The organism is Rhizobium sp. L51/94, from assembly GCF_019355555.1.
Classification (GTDB): Bacteria; Pseudomonadota; Alphaproteobacteria; order Rhizobiales; family Rhizobiaceae; genus Rhizobium; species Rhizobium rhododendri.
In genome coordinates this window covers 1,757,752-1,772,714 of record NZ_CP072141.1, presented here as the reverse complement: position 1 = coordinate 1,772,714, position 14,963 = coordinate 1,757,752, and the positions used below count along the sequence as shown (strand labels likewise).

Below are 14,963 nucleotides of genomic sequence, written 5' to 3'. Positions count from 1 at the left end.
ATCCGTGAATAGTTACGAAAACACTTATATTCTCATTTCTTATCCGCAAGGATCACGACAGGAACGGATGATTACGGGACAAGTTTCAGTTGCCGGATGGCGATTGGATAAATGGTCTCACCTTTCCGGCTTGCTGCCCGACAGGACGGCTACGATGTTTTCGGCATGGACTGATTCATAGGGCGCGAAGTACAGGATTGCGCCGGTTGCGATGTCATCCGCGACAAAGCTTGCAAGATCATGATCCGGATCCATTTTCCCGGCCGCGACGTCGCTCATCGCGATGAGATATCTGCGGTTAGCATCGATCAGCGTGGGCTCGTAGCCACCGCCGGCGATGCGCTCCAAGGCTCCGTGATTGGGGAGAATGCGCTTGATCGGCAATTTGCGCATGCGCTCGAGTTCGCGGATGTGGGTGGCAATATTCTGCGGCTCGGAGATGTAGGTAACCGTGTCTTCCAGCGTATCACCGGCGAGCAATATGCCCTCATCCGGCAACCAGAGGACATTGCCGTCGGCGCTATGGATGTCGAAATGGTGAAGTTCAATGCGACGCTTGCCGACCGCCAGCTCGAGTTTCGTCTCAAAAAGCCGGGTGGGCATGACCACAGGCGCAATGGGTGGATCGCCGTTCTCCAGCTTTTCGCGATTGGCCGCCATCGCATCAGCAGTACCCTTCAGTGCAACGATCTCGCAATCGGCAAACGCGGCGTTACCGGCGATATGGTCGGTGTGCCAATGGCTGAGCACGACGCGGATCGACCGTGCACCCAGCGCCTCCAGATGGTCGCGGATCGCAGCGGCGTGGGCCAGCGACATGTGGGTGTCGTAGACCAGCGCCTCGACCCCATCGAGGATGGCATAGGAGGCAATCCCCAGCGAATAGGCCCCGTCGTCAAGCCAGTTCGGCCTGTCCGAATGAAGCCGCCTGCCCTCAATCCGTCCGTCGTAATAGGCAAAAATGCCGGGATAGGGTTCGCCAACGCGGAGCGACGCAGTGAAATCAGACATCGGGTTCCTCCGGTGGTGGGTTCCGCTTTGCCGCGCGAGTGCGACTTCGAACGGCCAGCTAACTTTATCGATCACCGCACCATAAAAAAAGCCTCCCAGAACGGCGTACCGCTACTGCGAGGCTTTTGCGACCGGTCAGGGGAAACCGGTTGTTTTGAAGCAGAGGTCAACTGCCGGACAGATAACGGTCCGGCGGGAAAACAGTTCCATCTCACTTAAAAGCCCAACAATCAGTGAGATCGACTCCGAGCCAGACACGAACGTTAACTATCAGAGAGCACACCATCCCGTTACCAGAATGGACGCTTCCGCGCCGACCGCGTGGCGCGCTGCAGCCTTGACGGCGACCATTTCGAAAATGACGGCGACCGACTGCGGGCGCTGTGCATTGCCGGCTGGACACCCCATCGGGAGTTATGACTGCTCGTCGCATCGGTCTTGCGGACTGTTGTCTCGATGGTCTCGCCGGGCCATCCGCCGTGATGGCAATGCAACCAGACCTCCGGCTCACGCGCTTTCGCGCAGCCGTTCCGCGGTTTGCAGATCGACGGAGACGAGTTGGGAGACGCCTTGTTCGGCCATGGTGACGCCGAAGAGGCGGTCCATGCGGGCCATAGTGATCGGATTGTGGGTGATGACGACGAAGCGGGTGTCTGTCGAGGCGGACATCTCGTCCATCAGATTGCAGTAGCGCTCGACATTGTGGTCGTCGAGCGGGGCATCGACCTCGTCGAGCACGCAGATCGGTGCGGGGTTCGTCAGAAAGACGGCGAAGATCAGGGCCATCGCCGTCAGCGCCTGTTCGCCGCCAGACAGCAGCGTCATGGTCTGCGGCTTCTTGCCAGGCGGGCGGGCGAGGATCTCGAGGCCGGCCTCGAGCGGATCGTCGGATTCGATAAGCTGCAGCTCAGCCGTGCCGCCCCCGAACAGATGGGTGAACAGCCGCTGGAACTGGACATTGACGATATCGAAGGCAGCAATCAGCCGTTCGCGGCCTTCGCGGTTGAGGCTCTGGATGGCGCCGCGCAGCTTGCGGATGGCGTCGATGATATCGTCGCGCTCCTTGATGAGCGCTGCCAGCTTGTCGCTGAGCTCCTTGCTTTCTTCCTCGGCCCGCAGGTTGACGGCGCCCAGCCTCTCGCGCTCGATCTTCAGCCGGTCCAGCTCGCGTTCGACTTCGCGCAGGTCCGGCTCGCCTCCGGTCGGGTTGCCGGCAATCCGCAGCGCCTCGTGCGGGGCGACGTTGAGGGCCTCGCGGATGCGGGCTTCGCTTTCCAGCCGCCTTTCGCGGGCAGACATCAGCCTTTCCTCGGCCCGGCCCCGCCGCTCGCGGCTTTCGGCGAGCTCGGAGAGCGCCGTCGTCGCCAGTTTGTCGGCCTCGCGCTGGACGATGTCGGCCTCGGCCAGGCGGTCGGCAGCCCCACGCCTGACTTCCTCCATCTTCTGCAATTCGCTCATTAGCGCCCGGCGCTTGTCGTCGAACTCATCGGGCGCAAGCTCCAGTTCGGCAGCCTCCTCGCGGGCCTCAGATTCGCGGTCGCGCAGCGTCTGGATGTGGCCGTCGGCGCTTGCCACGCGCTGGCGCCAGGTCTCGCGTTCCTGGCCGATCGCCATCAGCCGGCGCTGGCGTGCCTCGTTCTCGCGGTTAAGGCCCTCGTAGCGGGCGCGCGCCTCGGCCAGCACGCCACGGTCGGTGGCAACAGCCGCCTGCTGGTCGCGCAATTGCGCGTCGATGACGGTGAGGTCGGGTGCATCCTCGATCTCGATCCGGGCATTCTCGTCCTGGATGGCCAGATCCTCGATCTGCGCCTTCAGCTGGCTTACGGCCTCATTGAGAACGTCGCGACGACGAATGAGATCGCCAGAAGCGCGTTCGGCGGCCACCAGTGCATCGCGGGCCTCCGTCAGCTGGCGGGCCAGGATGCGGCTACGGTCGCGGGCTTCCGTCAGGCGGCGTTCCTCGGCACGGATTGCGTCGGCTGCAGCCGCCAGCAGCGCCTCGGCTTCCGCCAGGATTTTGGCGGCGAGCTCGACTTCCGCCTGCAACTCGGCAAGCCTGTTTCGCTGGGCGAGCCTCAGGGCTGCAGCGCTCGGCGCATCGGCGCCGGTGATATGGCCGTCCCAGCGGAAAACAGCGCCTTCGCGGGTGACCAGCCGCTGGCCGGGCTTGAGAACTGCCATCAGCCTGATTGCATCGCCACCGGCGACGAGGCCGATTTGCCGGAGCCGGCGTTTCAGGGCCGGTGGTGCGCCGACATGGGCGGTCAGCGGCACGGCACCCTCGGGCAGGTCAGGATCGTTGGAGCCATCGCCGTTATCCGACCAGTGGGCAGGCGCGCCTGGATCGAGCGGCGTATCGAGGTCGTCTCCGAGCGCTGCCCCCAGCGCCGTCTCGAAGCCGCGATCGACGCTGATATCGTCGGCAACCGGCGGAAAGCCCCCGGCAGCGCCGCCGCCGTCGAGCATGCGGGCAATGGTGCGTGCCTCGGTTTCGAGAGCGTTGAGGCGGGTGCGGGCCTGCTCTACCGGAGGGCGGGCCATGGCCTCGGTGCCGCGGGCTTTTGCCAGCGCCGCCTCGACAGATTGGGCGGCAGTTTCGGCATCCTCGACACCGATTTCGGCGGCCTCGACCTGCTCACGCCGCTCGACCGGATCCGGCAGACTTGCCATCTTCTCAGCGATGGTTGCAAGTTCGCCGTTTGCCTCGGCCATCTGCCGCTCAAGTCGCATCTTGCGGTCGCCGAGATCGCGGATGGCGCGCTCCAGCTGGTTGCGGACGGCGGCAGCCTCGGCGCGCTCCGCCGTCAGCCGGGCGAACAGCCCTTCGCTTTCGGCAAGCGTCGTGGCTGCGGCCTCGAATGCGGTGCGGCTCTCCTCCGATAACCGGCCGGAATCGGCGAGCATGTCCGAAAGCTCCGCCTCTTCGGCATCCAGGCGCTCAAGGATGGCGGCATTGTCGACCACCAGCTGTTCCTCGCGCCTGATGTCTTCGCCGAGCTGGGCCAGCCTGCGCATCAGTTCGTCGCGACGGCGCAAAATGCGGCCGACGTCTTCCTCCAGCTGGGTGCGGGCGATCTGCAGACGCTGCAGACCGGCGGCGGCTTTGGCCTCGGCCTCGCGCAGCTCCGGCATCTTCAGACTGGCGACGGCCTGCGCCTTTGCCGCTTCCATCTGGGCCTGCGCCTTTTTCACCACGACGACCGTCGCCTGGTTCAGGGCGCTCTCGCCCTCACCCTCGGCCTGCTTGGCCTGCACCCATCGAATATGCAGCAGCAACGCCTCGCGAGCGCGGATATCGGCCGACAGCATCTTGAAGCGGTTGGCCTGGCGGGCCTGACGCTTCAGGCTCTCGATCTGGCTATCGAGCTGGGTGGTGACGTCGTCGAGCCGTTCGAGATTGGTTTCGGCAGCGCGCAGGCGGAGCTCGGCTTCGTGGCGGCGGGAATGCAGCCCGGAAATGCCGGCGGCTTCCTCGAGCAGTTGGCGGCGTGCCTGGGGCTTGGCTTGGATCAATTCACCGATGCGCCCCTGGCCGACCATTGACGGCGAGCGGGCGCCGGTCGAGGCATCGGCGAACAGCAGCTGCACATCCTTGGCGCGGGCTTCCTTGCCGTTGATCCGGTAGACGGAGCCCTGCTCGCGCTCGATGCGGCGGGTGATCTGGATTTCATCGCTGTCGTTGAAGGCGGCGGGTGCGGTGCGGTCGGCATTGTCGAGATAGAGCGCCACTTCTGCCGTGTTGCGTGCCGGACGGTGGCCGGAGCCGGAGAAGATCACGTCGTCCATGCCTGACGCGCGCATGTTCTTGTAGGAATTCTCGCCCATTACCCAGCGAAGGGCTTCGACGAGATTGGACTTTCCGCAGCCGTTCGGCCCGACAACGCCCGTCAAGCCGCCCTCGATGACGAATTCCGAGGGTTCGACGAAGGACTTGAAGCCGACGAGACGGAGCTTGTTGAATTTCATTGCAAGGCCGGGGTGGTGTACCCGCCTCTGTCAGCTCGAGTGAGATGAAAGACATGCAGGGGGGGCAGGACGCCGGGCTTCGAGTGGAAGCTGCAGGGTGTCACACCATCATCCCTCATTCCTGTGCTTGTCACAGGAATCCAGTGCGCCCAAGTCCTTGGGCGCGAGAGGTCGTTTTTCGATTGCAGGAGAGTCTTCTCAAGGCGCAGACGCGCCTTGGCTGGATTCCTGTGACAAGCACAGGAATGAGGGGAGGAAACAGCGCAGCGTGAAGTGAACGGAACCTTGCCGAAACTTTGCCATAGGCTGCCGACGCGCCTCGAGAACGGTCCGACTGGGAAGCAAATGACGGGCGCAGCACGGCCGCCGCTGCCCGTCATTGAAACGTGGCGCGGGTCAGAGCATGCTGTCGATGATGGCCGACATAGAATCAACCGACATGTCCCCGGAGTAACGCTTCCCGTTGATCAGGAACGTGGGTGTGCCGTTGACGCCGAAAGTGACGCCGCGTGCCCGCACGGCGTTTATATCATCCACAAGTGCGCCGTTGTTCAAGCAGGCTTCGAAGCTGTCCTGTGTAAAACCGGCGATTTTGGAGATTTGAAGCAGCGAAGCGCGAACATCGGTGACCGCGGGACCAGCCCACTGCATCTGCTGCTTCATAAATGTCTCGAGCAGCGGCACGGATGGGCCGTTCGGGGCGCAGCGTACCAGCATGAAAGCGGCATAGGCTGCCGGATCCTGGTCCTGGCTGGCAATCGGGAATTCGCGGATGATGAAATAGACCTTGCCGGTGTCGATATACTTGGTCTTGATCGGATCGAAGGTGGTGGCTGCGAAATGGGCGCAATGCGGGCAGGTCGTCGACATGTATTCGATGATCTTGACCTTGGCGTTTGGGTCGCCCACCGCCATGTCGGGCGACTTGCCAGGCTGCAGCGCCTGCGCCATGTCGACCGTGCCTTCCGGCGTCGGAGCAGTCGCGGCAAACGCAGTGCCGGCACCGGTCGCGGCCAGCGCCATTGCGAATGCGCCAAGGGCAGCACCGCCGAGAAGATGGCGTTTGGTCAGAAGCATGTCGGACATCGGCATATATCACCCGTGTTGAGAGAAGATCGTCTGTTGATATCTGCGATATAACGGCTCCGCGCCGCGAACAAGGCAGGGGACCGGAACTTTCTTCAAAGAATTGTGACCGGTGGGGCGAATACGCGTTTGCTGTGGGAGGATTATTTTAGGCCATGCAGTCCGACAAATGTTCCCGGACCGACTTTTGCCACGGCCCGATGATCGTTCCTTTCGATCAGCGGCGATAGACGTCCTTCCGATTGCCAATGCGGACGACCAATATCCGGACAGTGCCGTCGTCTATGTCGACAATGATGCGATAGTCTCCAACACGATACTTCCAGAAGTTTCCAAGTTCCGATCCGCGAAGCGCCTCCCCTATCGACCGGGGGTCCTCGAGGCTGGCGACACGGGTGTGAAGGAAACGGAGTATCCTTTTCACGCTCTCATGGTCGAGCTTTTCAAGATCGCGTTCCGCTGACCGCTGGAACTCAATCCTCCACGCCATGGCGCGCCATCAACTCAGCGAGAGAAATACTATCACTGTCGCCTCTACGGAATTCTTCGAGCCTTTGCTCGGCGACGTAGAGGTCTTCCAGATCGTCCAAGTGTTCCAATATCGCTTGACGCGCATAGAAGCTCTTGCTCCGCCCGGTGCGTTTGGCGAGTTCATCTAGTCTTGCTTCGATTTCAGGCGGCAAACGCAGGGCAAGCATGGACATATCTCCCGGTGCTATACGTGTATAGCACCGGTGTCCGCAGACGCAAAGCGTCCAGATTATTTGCCGGTAATGCGCTTGCCCAGCACAGCCGTCCCGAGCCTCTGGACGGCGGCTCGCAGCTTGTCGCCTTCGATGCCCTCCATCATCCCCTCGAGCTTCACCGCGGCGGCGCCTTTCAGCGGCACCGGCGCGCGCGAGCGCTTGGCGTGCTGGGAGACCGGCTTCTGGATGATGCGGATCTGGTGCACGGCGGCAAAGCCGAAGAAGCCGTTGATGCGCTGGATCAGCTCGCCCTGGGCGTGGGTGAGGAACAGGGCGCGGGCACCTTCGCACGCGATGGTCAGCACGCCGGGCTGGTAGCCGCCCTCGCCCGGACCGTTACGCTTGGCCCAGGCGATCTTTTCAGGGCGGGTGCAATCGGCAAAATCGGCGCCGACTATATCGTCCCAGGAGCCGAGCAAGGCGGTGCTGATTCCGGCCCGGCGCGCCAGCACCGGATCGATCAGGCCATTCGCCACTTCGGAGATCTGCTTGGCGCCTTTGCGGGGATAACTCATCGACAGCACGCCTCGGGGGTCATTGTTTGGCGCTGCGGACCTTGATCCGCCGACGCAGCTCGGCCAAGTATAGGCCATATCTCCCTGATGCGGCAAATGATGACCTTGAAACAGCTTACGCCTCCGTCCGCCGCAGTGCTTCTTGCCTGGTACGACCGGCATCACCGCGACCTGCCCTGGCGTGTCTCGCCCTCGATGGCAGCGCGCGGCGTTCTGCCCGATCCCTATCACATCTGGCTGTCGGAAGTGATGCTGCAGCAGACGACAGTCGCGGCAGTAAAGGCCTATTTCGCCAAGTTCGTCAGTCGCTGGCCGACGGTGGGCGATCTCGCGGCCGCTCCTGTCGACGACGTCATGGCTGCATGGGCAGGCCTCGGATACTACGCCCGGGCGAGAAACCTGAAGAAGTGCGCCGATGCCGTCGCCGGCGAGCACGGCGGGCGCTTTCCTGATACGGAAGAAGGATTGCGTGCCCTGCCGGGCATCGGCGACTATACTTCGGCAGCGGTCGCCGCCATCGCCTTCGACCGGCAGGCGGCAGTCATGGACGGCAATGTCGAGCGCGTCATCTCCAGGCTCTATGCCATCTCCACGCCCTTGCCGGCGGCAAAACCGCTGATGAAGCAGAAGGTGGTGGCGCTGACGCCAGCGGTCAGGCCCGGCGATTTCGCCCAGGCGATGATGGACCTCGGCGCGACGATCTGCACACCGAAGAGGCCGGCCTGTGCGCTCTGTCCGTTCAATGGCAGCTGCGAGGCTCTTGCGCTGCATGACCCGGAGCATTTTCCGGTGAAGGCGGCGAAAAAGACAAAGCCGGTTCGCCAGGGTGCGGCCTTCGTTGCGGTCAACGATGCCGGCGAAATCCTGCTGCGACGGCGGATCGACAGCGGCCTGCTCGGCGGCATGACGGAGGTGCCTACAACAGCGTGGACGGCGCGGATCGACGGCGACATGACTGTCGATGCAGCACCCTTTGCCGCCAACTGGCAGGCCTGCGGCACCGTCGTGCACGTCTTCACGCATTTCGAGCTGCGGCTTTCGATTTTCCGCGCTTCCGTCGGCGCCAGATCCAAAAGCAATGACGGATGGTGGGAGCCGGTTATAAATCTTGACGCACAGGCCTTGCCGACCGTCATGAAAAAAGCGATCGCCCAGGCTATTCCCCGTGCTTTCGATTAGCGCATGAGAGGTTTCGATGACGCCCCAGATACAGCATATTGTTTTCGACATCGGCAAGGTCCTGATCCACTACGATCCGGACCTCCCCTTCGCCCGTGTCATTCCCGATGAGGCGGAGCGCAACTGGTTCTTTGCCAATGTCTGCACCCACGAATGGAATATCGAGCAGGACCGGGGCCGCACGTGGCAGGAGGCAGAGGACCTACTGATCGCCGAACATCCCGAGCGCGCCGAGCAGATCCGCGCCTTTCGCAAGCACTGGCACGAGATGGTGCCGCACCACTACGAAGACAGTGTCGCGATCACGGAGAAACTGATTGCCGAGGGCCGCGATGTGACGCTGCTCACCAACTTCGCCTCCGACACCTTTCGCGAGGCTCAGGAACGGTTTCCGTTCCTCACCAAGACGCGCGGCGTCACGGTGTCGGGCGACATCAAGTTGATCAAGCCGGACGTGGCGATCTACGAGACCCATGCGAAGAGCTTCGGCCTCGATCCGGCATCAACACTCTTCATCGACGACTCGCTGGCCAACGTCGAGGGCGCCAAGGCTGCCGGCTGGAACGCGGTCCATTTCACCGGCGCGGACAAGCTGCGCGCCGATCTTGCAACATTTGGCATCGAGGTTTGAGACCATGCAATTCGACCCGGCAGAACGCATCGAACTCTTCCATGAGGCCGTCAATGGCATGGACTATGCGGCAATGGAGCGGTTTTTCGCGCCCGAGGCCACCTATGTCTCGAACGGCGTCGGCAGCCTTGTCGGCCGCGAGGCGGTGCTTGCGGCCATCCGCCAGTATTTCGAGACTTATCCGGATCAGGTGGGCATCAACAGCCTCGTCGAGACGCTGACGCCGCTTTCCGGCCGCGCCGTCTGGTCGGTGCGGGCGACCCACGCGGTGACTGGCAAGCCGCTGGTGCGCGAAGGCGAGGAAACGATCATCTTCAACGAAGACGGCCAGGTGGTCAGCGTAGAAGTCACCGATTATCAGGCGTTCTGAACCAGGGACTAAAATGCAGGACGCCCAGGGTTTGTGACCCTGGGCGTCTTCGCGCCGCCTGCCGCAACTGGAGGTACAATCGGCAGGCGGTGAGCGTGGGACCCAGCGAGGCCGTCAGGCTTCGGCTTTCGCCAGATCGGCGCGGATGATGGAACGGAGTTCGTCGATCGGGCGCAGGGATTTCCCGTCGTCGAAATGCCAGAAGGTCCATCCGTTGCAGGCGTCGAGACCCTGAACTTTGGCGCCAAGGCGATGGATCGAGCCGGCGTCGCCGCCGGATGCAACCGTGCCGTCGGCGCGGACGATGGCGCTGTAGCGGCGACGGCTGTCGGTCAGGACCTGTCCGGGGCGGATCATGCCGTTCTCGACCAGCACGTTGAAGGCGACGCGCACCTCCTGCTTCTTGCCGGTCATGACGACGAGTTCCGCCTTGCCGAGCGTATCGACCGCAGCGATGCGGGCTGCGGCGTGGTCGATATATTCCTGCTCGCGCTCGATACCGACAAAGTGACGTCCGAGGCGCTTGGCGACGGCGCCCGTGGTGCCGGTGCCGAAGAACGGGTCGAGTATGATGTCGCCGGGCTTCGACGACGCCATGATGACGCGGGCCAGCAGCGCTTCCGGCTTCTGGGTGGGATGGGCCTTCTTGCCGTCCTCACCCTTCAGCCGCTCGCCACCGCTGCAGATCGGGAAGAGCCAGTCGGAGCGCATCTGGACGTCGTCGTTCGACGCCTTGAGGGCATCGTAGTTGAAGGTATAGCCCTTGGCCTTGGCGCTCGGGCTCGCCCAGATCATCGTCTCATGGGCATTCTGGAAGCGACGGCCCTTGAAGTTCGGCATGGGGTTGGTCTTGCGCCAGACGATGTCGTTAAGGATCCAGAAATTGAGATCCTGCATCATCGCGCCGACGCGGAAAATGTTGTGGTATGAGCCGATGACCCAAAGGGTACCGGTCGGCTTCAAAACGCGGCGGCAGGCGAGCAGCCAGGCGCGGGTAAATGCGTCATAGGCCTCGAAGGAGGCGAACTGGTCCCACTCGTCATCGACCGCATCGACCAGCGACTGATCGGGACGGTGGAGCGCGCCGCCGAGTTGCAGGTTGTAGGGTGGATCCGCAAAGATCACGTCGACGGAATGGGTGGGCAGGGCCTCCAACGCGGCGACGCAGTCGCCCTTGATGATCGTGTCGATCCAGGACCCCGGCCTCTCGGAAATCTTGAGGTCGGCAAGCGGGAAAACTGACGCCATGGGATACTCGCTCTTACGCTTACGCATTACGCTTTAACTGTCCGGTATGGTTACCTAAGTTGGTTACCAAACCCTGAAGCGCGGATCGATTTGGGAATTTATTTCGGCGTGGAACGAGATCGGCTTATTTGCTATGATGCCGCCATGACCCGAGATGAGGCCATCGAAGCGTTGAAACAGCAGGCTGATGCGCTGAAGGCGCTCGGCGCGACCTCGCTTTTCCTGTTCGGCTCGGTAGCCCGGAACGAGGCGGGCCCGACGAGCGATCTCGATGTGTTTATTGATTATGACAGGACAAAGAAATTCTCGTTAATCAATCTTGCCAGCATAAAGCTTCTTCTTGAGGACGCGCTACCCACCGACGTCGATGTTACCACGCGCAACAGTCTGCATCACAAGTTAAAAGACAGAATAGAAAGTTCAGCAATACGGATATTTTAGATGGCCAGAGATATTCAACTTATTTTCGACGATATACTTGGAATGATAGATTTTATTGAAAAGACTGTGGCGGGAAGAAGCCGTGAGAAGGTCATGATGGACCTCCTCACCGAGCTCGGCCTTCAACGAGCAATAGAAATTGTCTCGGAGGCAAGCCGTCATATCCCTGAAGAGCTCAAGAGGCTCACACCTGAGATCGAATGGCAAGCGATCCGAGCGATTGGAAATATCTTGAGGCACGAATATCATCGCATCGCCGACGAGATTATCTGGGACACAATTATCGGCGACGTCGCCGGCCTGAGGAGTGCAATCCATAAGATGAGAGCACAAACAAAAGCTGCTTAGAATCCCTACCAAGTCGTATTTCCTACCCCACTCCTCTCGCGGCTATCTTCCGGCACCTCCGTCCTGTCCTTCATCCCGTAATCACGCACGACGTGGCTGACGCGCAGGCGATAGTCCGCGAAGATGTTGTTGCGGCCGGCTTTTTGGGCGGCGCGGTGGACTTCGAGGTTTCGCCAGGTCTTGACCGCCTCCTCGTCGCGCCAGAAGGACAGCGACAGGAGTTTGCCGCGCATCGCCAGGCTTTCGAAGCGCTCGATCGAGAGGAAACCGTCGATCTTTTCGAGTTCCTCCCTGAGGTCGCCGGCAAGATCGAGATAGGTGTGGCGTTCGCCGAGATAGGGCAGGACTTCGAAGATCACGGCGATCATGGCTGCACCTTTGCCGCGTGCGGCAGCGATACGTTCTTCAGGAATATCCTGTCCTCCTTCAGGATGAAGCGCTCGCGCCTGGCAAAGGCATAGTTTTCCCGGCCGATAGGGTCTGCGGCCAGCCTGGCGCGGTAAGCCTCATAGGCGGCGAGATTTTCGATGGAATAGACACCGAAGGCTGTCGTTGCCGAGCCCTCATGCGGTCCAAAATAGCCGATGAGATCGGCGCCGCAGCGCGGAATTGCCTGGCCCCAATTGCGGGCATATTCGGCAAATACCTCGCGGCCGAAGGGGTCGATTTCGTAGCGGATGAAACAGGTGATCATGGTGACGCTCCTTTTCTGCCCCATCGTTCTGGCATGTTGCGAAACGACAATGCTTCGGCTACGGTCGAAGTATGAAAGAAGGACCGGACATCGCACAGATCGGCGCGCTCATTGGCGATCCCGCACGCGCCAACATGCTGACCGCGCTGATGGGCGGCAAGGCGCTGACAGCAACCGAGCTTGCGGCAGCGGGCGGGATTACCGTCCAGACGGCAAGCTCGCATCTGGCAAAGCTGGAAGCAGGACGGCTGCTCGCTCAGCGGAAGCAGGGTCGCCATCGCTATTTCACACTGGCCGACGACAGCGTCGGCAAATTGCTGGAAAGCATCATGGGATTTGCGGCCGGTCGCGGGCATCTGCGCCATCAGCCGGGGCCGAAAGAGCCGGCGCTGCGAAAGGCGCGTATCTGCTACGATCATCTGGCCGGCGACTACGGTGTGCGGATGCTCGACAGCCTGATCGCCAGCGGATCGATCGACACGCTCGGCGACGGACTGTCGTTGACAGCGACGGGTGAAACCCGCCTCCGAGATATCGGCATCGATGCGTCGCTGCTCAAGGCATCGCGGCGGCCGGTCTGCCGCTCGTGCCTCGACTGGAGCGAACGGCGGGCGCATCTGGCCGGCAGCCTCGGCAAGGCGCTGCTGAGCCAGTTTCTCGACGAAGGCTGGGCGCGTCGCGCGGAAGGCAGCCGCTCGATCCTGTTTTCCGCCGCCGGAGAGCGGCAGTTTCTCAAACACTTCCCCGTGGATCAATTGGCGGGATCGACGAGTATTCCGGAATAGCAGCCGGAGGCGATGCGGCTGCACAGCCCGTCCCACTCGCAACCGCTACAGGCCTGCCGTATCGTGCCCTCTGTAAAAGCCGTGCGAAGGGCGGCAAGCAGCGCGGCATCGGGCAGCAGCGTTGACCCGGGCCTGACCTTGCGACCCAGCAGCGCCGAGATGGACGCGGCTGCTGCGTTATCCCGGATATCCACGCTGGCAAGGAGGCAGTGGGCATCCGGGCCATCCAAAAGGGGCGCGCAGATGTCGTCCGGGCCGGAGACGAGCAGGATGTCCTCGCCTTCCGTCAACCGCCGCGCGATGCTGCGGTAGTTCTTGGTGAAGGCCGGATCGTAGCCCTCACCAATAAAGGTCAGCATGCACAAAAGGTGATGGAGCCGAAGCCTGACCGTCAATTCTCGTCAGTCTCGCTGCTCCGATTGCCGAAGCCCATCAGGATCGCCGCAGCAAGGGCAGATTTGAGCACGCCGCCGAGGATAAACGGTGCAACGCCGAACAACCAGCCCTTCTCTGCGCCTATCAGCGCTGCCAGCCATGCGCCGCCGATGGCAAGGCCGAGGAAATTGGCGATGAGATGGGCGAGGAAGCTGCGGACATAGCGGGCACCGGTCCAGCCTTTTTCGGCAAGCCAACCGGCCAGAGCCACGATGATCGGAAACGAGACGAGATAACCGGCGGTCGGCCCGAAGAACGGCGCAAGTCCGCCAGCACCGCCGGCGAGCACAGGAAGACCGACGGCGGCTTGCCCGAGCCAGGCAAGCACCGTGACTACGCCCAGGCGCCAGCCGTACAGCGCGCCGATCATGGTGATGGCAAAGGTCTGCATGGTGATCGGCACCGGCACCATCGGCACCGAGAGGCGCGATGCGAGGGCGAGGACCATCGTGCCTGCCAAGACGAAAAGCGCCTGCATCGGGCGCGACTGACTGCCAAGCCGCAGTGGATCGAAATTCGAGATGGCGTGGGACTGGGACATGATTGCTCCATATTATAGATAATTTCAGTGACTATCTATTTTATGCGCAAGACTTCATGGATGCGCAAGTGCCATAGACGAGTTTTCCCGCATCGAGGCAGCATTCGGTCGCAGGAATTCACATACCCAAGCCTCGAAAAAGACTGGCAGACACACGATTATCTATAATTTTGGAATCAGCCGACGATGACGAAAATTTCCTGCGGGGTGCCGCCGGGGGCGCGCGATGGTGCCTTGCCGATGCGCAGGACATGCTGCCCGAGGATCGCCGCGGCATCGTCGGCCCTGCCATGACGCAGGGCCGAGAGAATAGCGCGGTGATCCTGGTCTGTGCGCGTTTCCCAGCCGGATTGCCAGGCGGAGAAGAGAAAGCGGGCGCTGGCGGCGTGCAGGTCGTCGATCGCGGCGAGCAGGCGCGTCATACCGCAAGGCGTCAGGATGAGCCGGTGGAAGCGGCGGTTGGCAGCCTCCCAGGCGCGGACGTCTGCAGCCGCGTCGCCCTCCCGCGTCGCCTCTTCGGCGGCATCGAGTATCGCCGGCGTCAGATGCGGCGCGGCATGCTTGAGGGCAAGCCCCTCGAGGGCGGCGCGCATCTCGGCCACTTCGCGGACTTGCCGCAGATCGAAGGAGGCGACCCGCACGCCGCGGCGCGGCTCGCTGATGGCAAGCCCCTGCGCCTCGAGCAGGCGAAAAGCCTCGCGCACCGGCACGTGGCTGGCGCCGAACTCCTCGGCGATGTGGTCCTGCCGAAGACGCAGGCCGGCCGCAAGTTCGCCATGGATGATGCGCTCGGCAAGCACCCGGCTGATGCGGTTTGCGATGGTGTCGTCTTTTTCCCGGGCCATGCGGCGATCCTTACTGAGGCACCGGAGCCTTGTCGAGAAGAGAAAGCCTCCCCTCACCCGCAGGCCAGGCATGCCCGCGCGTCGGTTGAGCTTTCGGACCCCGTCGTGTAAAGCCGCACCAT

18 protein-coding genes are annotated in these 14,963 nt (G+C 62.2%); 6 read left to right on the top strand and 12 right to left on the bottom strand.

The features are described from left to right. Positions 1-117: 117 nt before the first annotated feature. The 6 genes from J5274_RS08620 to J5274_RS08595 all read right to left on the bottom strand — a co-directional run bounded on the left by J5274_RS08620 (position 118) and on the right by J5274_RS08595 (position 7,324). The gene (locus J5274_RS08620) at positions 118-1,011 is read right to left on the bottom strand and encodes an MBL fold metallo-hydrolase (RefSeq protein ID WP_142824238.1); all 894 of its coding nucleotides are present in this window, start codon (positions 1,009-1,011) and stop codon (positions 118-120) included. A gap of 507 nt (positions 1,012-1,518) precedes the next feature. Beyond that, positions 1,519-4,977 carry a chromosome segregation SMC family protein gene (locus J5274_RS08615; protein ID WP_142824237.1) on the bottom strand — a complete coding sequence of 1,153 codons (3,459 nt, stop codon included), beginning with the start codon at positions 4,975-4,977 and terminating at the stop codon, positions 1,519-1,521. Between the two features lie 396 nt (positions 4,978-5,373). Beyond that, complete coding sequence (locus tag J5274_RS08610) at positions 5,374-6,069, bottom strand: DsbA family protein (protein ID WP_142824236.1); 696 nt, start codon at positions 6,067-6,069, stop codon at positions 5,374-5,376. A gap of 211 nt (positions 6,070-6,280) precedes the next feature. Beyond that, on the bottom strand, positions 6,281-6,553 hold the full coding sequence (locus J5274_RS08605) for a type II toxin-antitoxin system RelE/ParE family toxin (protein ID WP_142824235.1): 273 nt from the start codon (positions 6,551-6,553) through the stop codon (positions 6,281-6,283). Then, a complete protein-coding gene (locus J5274_RS08600; protein ID WP_142824234.1) occupies positions 6,537-6,761 on the bottom strand; it encodes a DUF6290 family protein in 225 nt (74 codons plus the stop codon). Before J5274_RS08600 ends, J5274_RS08605 begins: the two co-directional genes overlap by 17 nt. Before the next feature lie 62 nt (positions 6,762-6,823). Continuing rightward, positions 6,824-7,324 (bottom strand): DUF721 domain-containing protein, encoded by a 501-nt coding sequence (locus tag J5274_RS08595; RefSeq protein WP_142824233.1) that lies wholly within the window; start codon positions 7,322-7,324, stop codon positions 6,824-6,826. 96 nt (positions 7,325-7,420) lie between these two features. Between J5274_RS08595 and mutY the strand changes: the two genes are divergently transcribed. Genes mutY through J5274_RS08580 form a run of 3 tightly spaced genes read left to right on the top strand, consistent with a single transcriptional unit; the run spans position 7,421 to position 9,504 of the window. After that, positions 7,421-8,503, top strand: a complete 1,083-nt coding sequence (gene mutY, locus J5274_RS08590) for an A/G-specific adenine glycosylase (protein ID WP_374113738.1) — start codon at positions 7,421-7,423, stop codon at positions 8,501-8,503. A gap of 16 nt (positions 8,504-8,519) precedes the next feature. Continuing rightward, complete coding sequence (locus tag J5274_RS08585; protein WP_142824232.1) at positions 8,520-9,134, top strand: HAD family phosphatase; 615 nt, start codon at positions 8,520-8,522, stop codon at positions 9,132-9,134. A gap of 4 nt (positions 9,135-9,138) precedes the next feature. Continuing rightward, positions 9,139-9,504 carry a nuclear transport factor 2 family protein gene (locus J5274_RS08580; protein WP_142824231.1) on the top strand — a complete coding sequence of 122 codons (366 nt, stop codon included), beginning with the start codon at positions 9,139-9,141 and terminating at the stop codon, positions 9,502-9,504. A 114-nt stretch (positions 9,505-9,618) separates the two neighbouring features. Here J5274_RS08580 and J5274_RS08575 read toward each other — a convergent pair whose 3' ends face one another. Then, complete coding sequence (locus J5274_RS08575; RefSeq protein WP_142824230.1) at positions 9,619-10,752, bottom strand: site-specific DNA-methyltransferase; 1,134 nt, start codon at positions 10,750-10,752, stop codon at positions 9,619-9,621. 144 nt (positions 10,753-10,896) lie between these two features. Between J5274_RS08575 and J5274_RS08570 the strand changes: the two genes are divergently transcribed. Together J5274_RS08570 and J5274_RS08565 are read left to right on the top strand one after the other, a co-directional pair. Then, entirely contained in the window at positions 10,897-11,193 is a 297-nt protein-coding gene (locus J5274_RS08570) for a nucleotidyltransferase family protein (protein WP_142824229.1), read from the top strand. After that, complete coding sequence (locus J5274_RS08565) at positions 11,194-11,541, top strand: DUF86 domain-containing protein (protein WP_142824228.1); 348 nt, start codon at positions 11,194-11,196, stop codon at positions 11,539-11,541. It abuts the gene before it with no gap. Positions 11,542-11,546: 5 nt separating this feature from the next. Here the strand turns inward: J5274_RS08565 and J5274_RS08560 are convergent, their stop codons facing one another. Together J5274_RS08560 and J5274_RS08555 are read right to left on the bottom strand one after the other, a co-directional pair. Continuing rightward, on the bottom strand, positions 11,547-11,909 hold the full coding sequence (locus J5274_RS08560; RefSeq protein ID WP_142824227.1) for an antibiotic biosynthesis monooxygenase: 363 nt from the start codon (positions 11,907-11,909) through the stop codon (positions 11,547-11,549). Beyond that, positions 11,906-12,235: an NIPSNAP family protein gene (locus J5274_RS08555; protein WP_142824226.1), complete on the bottom strand. Its 330-nt coding sequence runs from the start codon at positions 12,233-12,235 to the stop codon at positions 11,906-11,908. Before J5274_RS08555 ends, J5274_RS08560 begins: the two co-directional genes overlap by 4 nt. 71 nt (positions 12,236-12,306) lie before the next feature. On the opposite strand from J5274_RS08555, the gene J5274_RS08550 reads away from it, so the two are divergent. Continuing rightward, positions 12,307-13,020, top strand: coding sequence for a helix-turn-helix transcriptional regulator (locus J5274_RS08550; RefSeq protein ID WP_142824225.1), 714 nt, complete (start codon positions 12,307-12,309; stop codon positions 13,018-13,020). Here J5274_RS08550 and J5274_RS08545 read toward each other — a convergent pair. The 3 genes from J5274_RS08545 to J5274_RS08535 all read right to left on the bottom strand — a co-directional run bounded on the left by J5274_RS08545 (position 12,987) and on the right by J5274_RS08535 (position 14,841). After that, complete coding sequence (locus tag J5274_RS08545; RefSeq protein ID WP_224128078.1) at positions 12,987-13,379, bottom strand: DUF1284 domain-containing protein; 393 nt, start codon at positions 13,377-13,379, stop codon at positions 12,987-12,989. The genes J5274_RS08550 and J5274_RS08545 overlap by 34 nt on opposite strands. 32 nt (positions 13,380-13,411) lie before the next feature. Then, positions 13,412-13,996, bottom strand: coding sequence for a biotin transporter BioY (locus J5274_RS08540; RefSeq protein ID WP_142824223.1), 585 nt, complete (start codon positions 13,994-13,996; stop codon positions 13,412-13,414). A gap of 176 nt (positions 13,997-14,172) precedes the next feature. Further along, entirely contained in the window at positions 14,173-14,841 is a 669-nt protein-coding gene (locus tag J5274_RS08535) for a GntR family transcriptional regulator (protein WP_142824222.1), read from the bottom strand. Positions 14,842-14,963: the final 122 nt, after the last annotated feature.

Bases quoted from the DNA above. Each gene is read 5' to 3' on its own strand.
- J5274_RS08605 (WP_142824235.1), bottom strand. From the start codon at position 6,553: ATGGCGTGGAGGATTGAGTTCCAGCGGTCAGCGGAACGCGATCTTGAA.
- J5274_RS08540 (WP_142824223.1), bottom strand. From the start codon at position 13,996: ATGTCCCAGTCCCACGCCATCTCGAATTTCGATCCACTGCGGCTTGGC.
- J5274_RS08615 (WP_142824237.1), bottom strand. From the start codon at position 4,977: ATGAAATTCAACAAGCTCCGTCTCGTCGGCTTCAAGTCCTTCGTCGAA.
- J5274_RS08550 (WP_142824225.1), top strand. From the start codon at position 12,307: ATGAAAGAAGGACCGGACATCGCACAGATCGGCGCGCTCATTGGCGAT.
- mutY (WP_374113738.1), top strand. From the start codon at position 7,421: ATGATGACCTTGAAACAGCTTACGCCTCCGTCCGCCGCAGTGCTTCTT.
- J5274_RS08600 (WP_142824234.1), bottom strand. From the start codon at position 6,761: ATGCTTGCCCTGCGTTTGCCGCCTGAAATCGAAGCAAGACTAGATGAA.
- J5274_RS08595 (WP_142824233.1), bottom strand. From the start codon at position 7,324: ATGAGTTATCCCCGCAAAGGCGCCAAGCAGATCTCCGAAGTGGCGAAT.
- J5274_RS08620 (WP_142824238.1), bottom strand. From the start codon at position 1,011: ATGTCTGATTTCACTGCGTCGCTCCGCGTTGGCGAACCCTATCCCGGC.
- J5274_RS08570 (WP_142824229.1), top strand. From the start codon at position 10,897: ATGACCCGAGATGAGGCCATCGAAGCGTTGAAACAGCAGGCTGATGCG.
- J5274_RS08585 (WP_142824232.1), top strand. From the start codon at position 8,520: ATGACGCCCCAGATACAGCATATTGTTTTCGACATCGGCAAGGTCCTG.
- J5274_RS08565 (WP_142824228.1), top strand. From the start codon at position 11,194: ATGGCCAGAGATATTCAACTTATTTTCGACGATATACTTGGAATGATA.
- J5274_RS08580 (WP_142824231.1), top strand. From the start codon at position 9,139: ATGCAATTCGACCCGGCAGAACGCATCGAACTCTTCCATGAGGCCGTC.
- J5274_RS08545 (WP_224128078.1), bottom strand. From the start codon at position 13,379: ATGCTGACCTTTATTGGTGAGGGCTACGATCCGGCCTTCACCAAGAAC.
- J5274_RS08535 (WP_142824222.1), bottom strand. From the start codon at position 14,841: ATGGCCCGGGAAAAAGACGACACCATCGCAAACCGCATCAGCCGGGTG.
- J5274_RS08555 (WP_142824226.1), bottom strand. From the start codon at position 12,235: ATGATCACCTGTTTCATCCGCTACGAAATCGACCCCTTCGGCCGCGAG.
- J5274_RS08575 (WP_142824230.1), bottom strand. From the start codon at position 10,752: ATGGCGTCAGTTTTCCCGCTTGCCGACCTCAAGATTTCCGAGAGGCCG.
- J5274_RS08610 (WP_142824236.1), bottom strand. From the start codon at position 6,069: ATGCCGATGTCCGACATGCTTCTGACCAAACGCCATCTTCTCGGCGGT.
- J5274_RS08560 (WP_142824227.1), bottom strand. From the start codon at position 11,909: ATGATCGCCGTGATCTTCGAAGTCCTGCCCTATCTCGGCGAACGCCAC.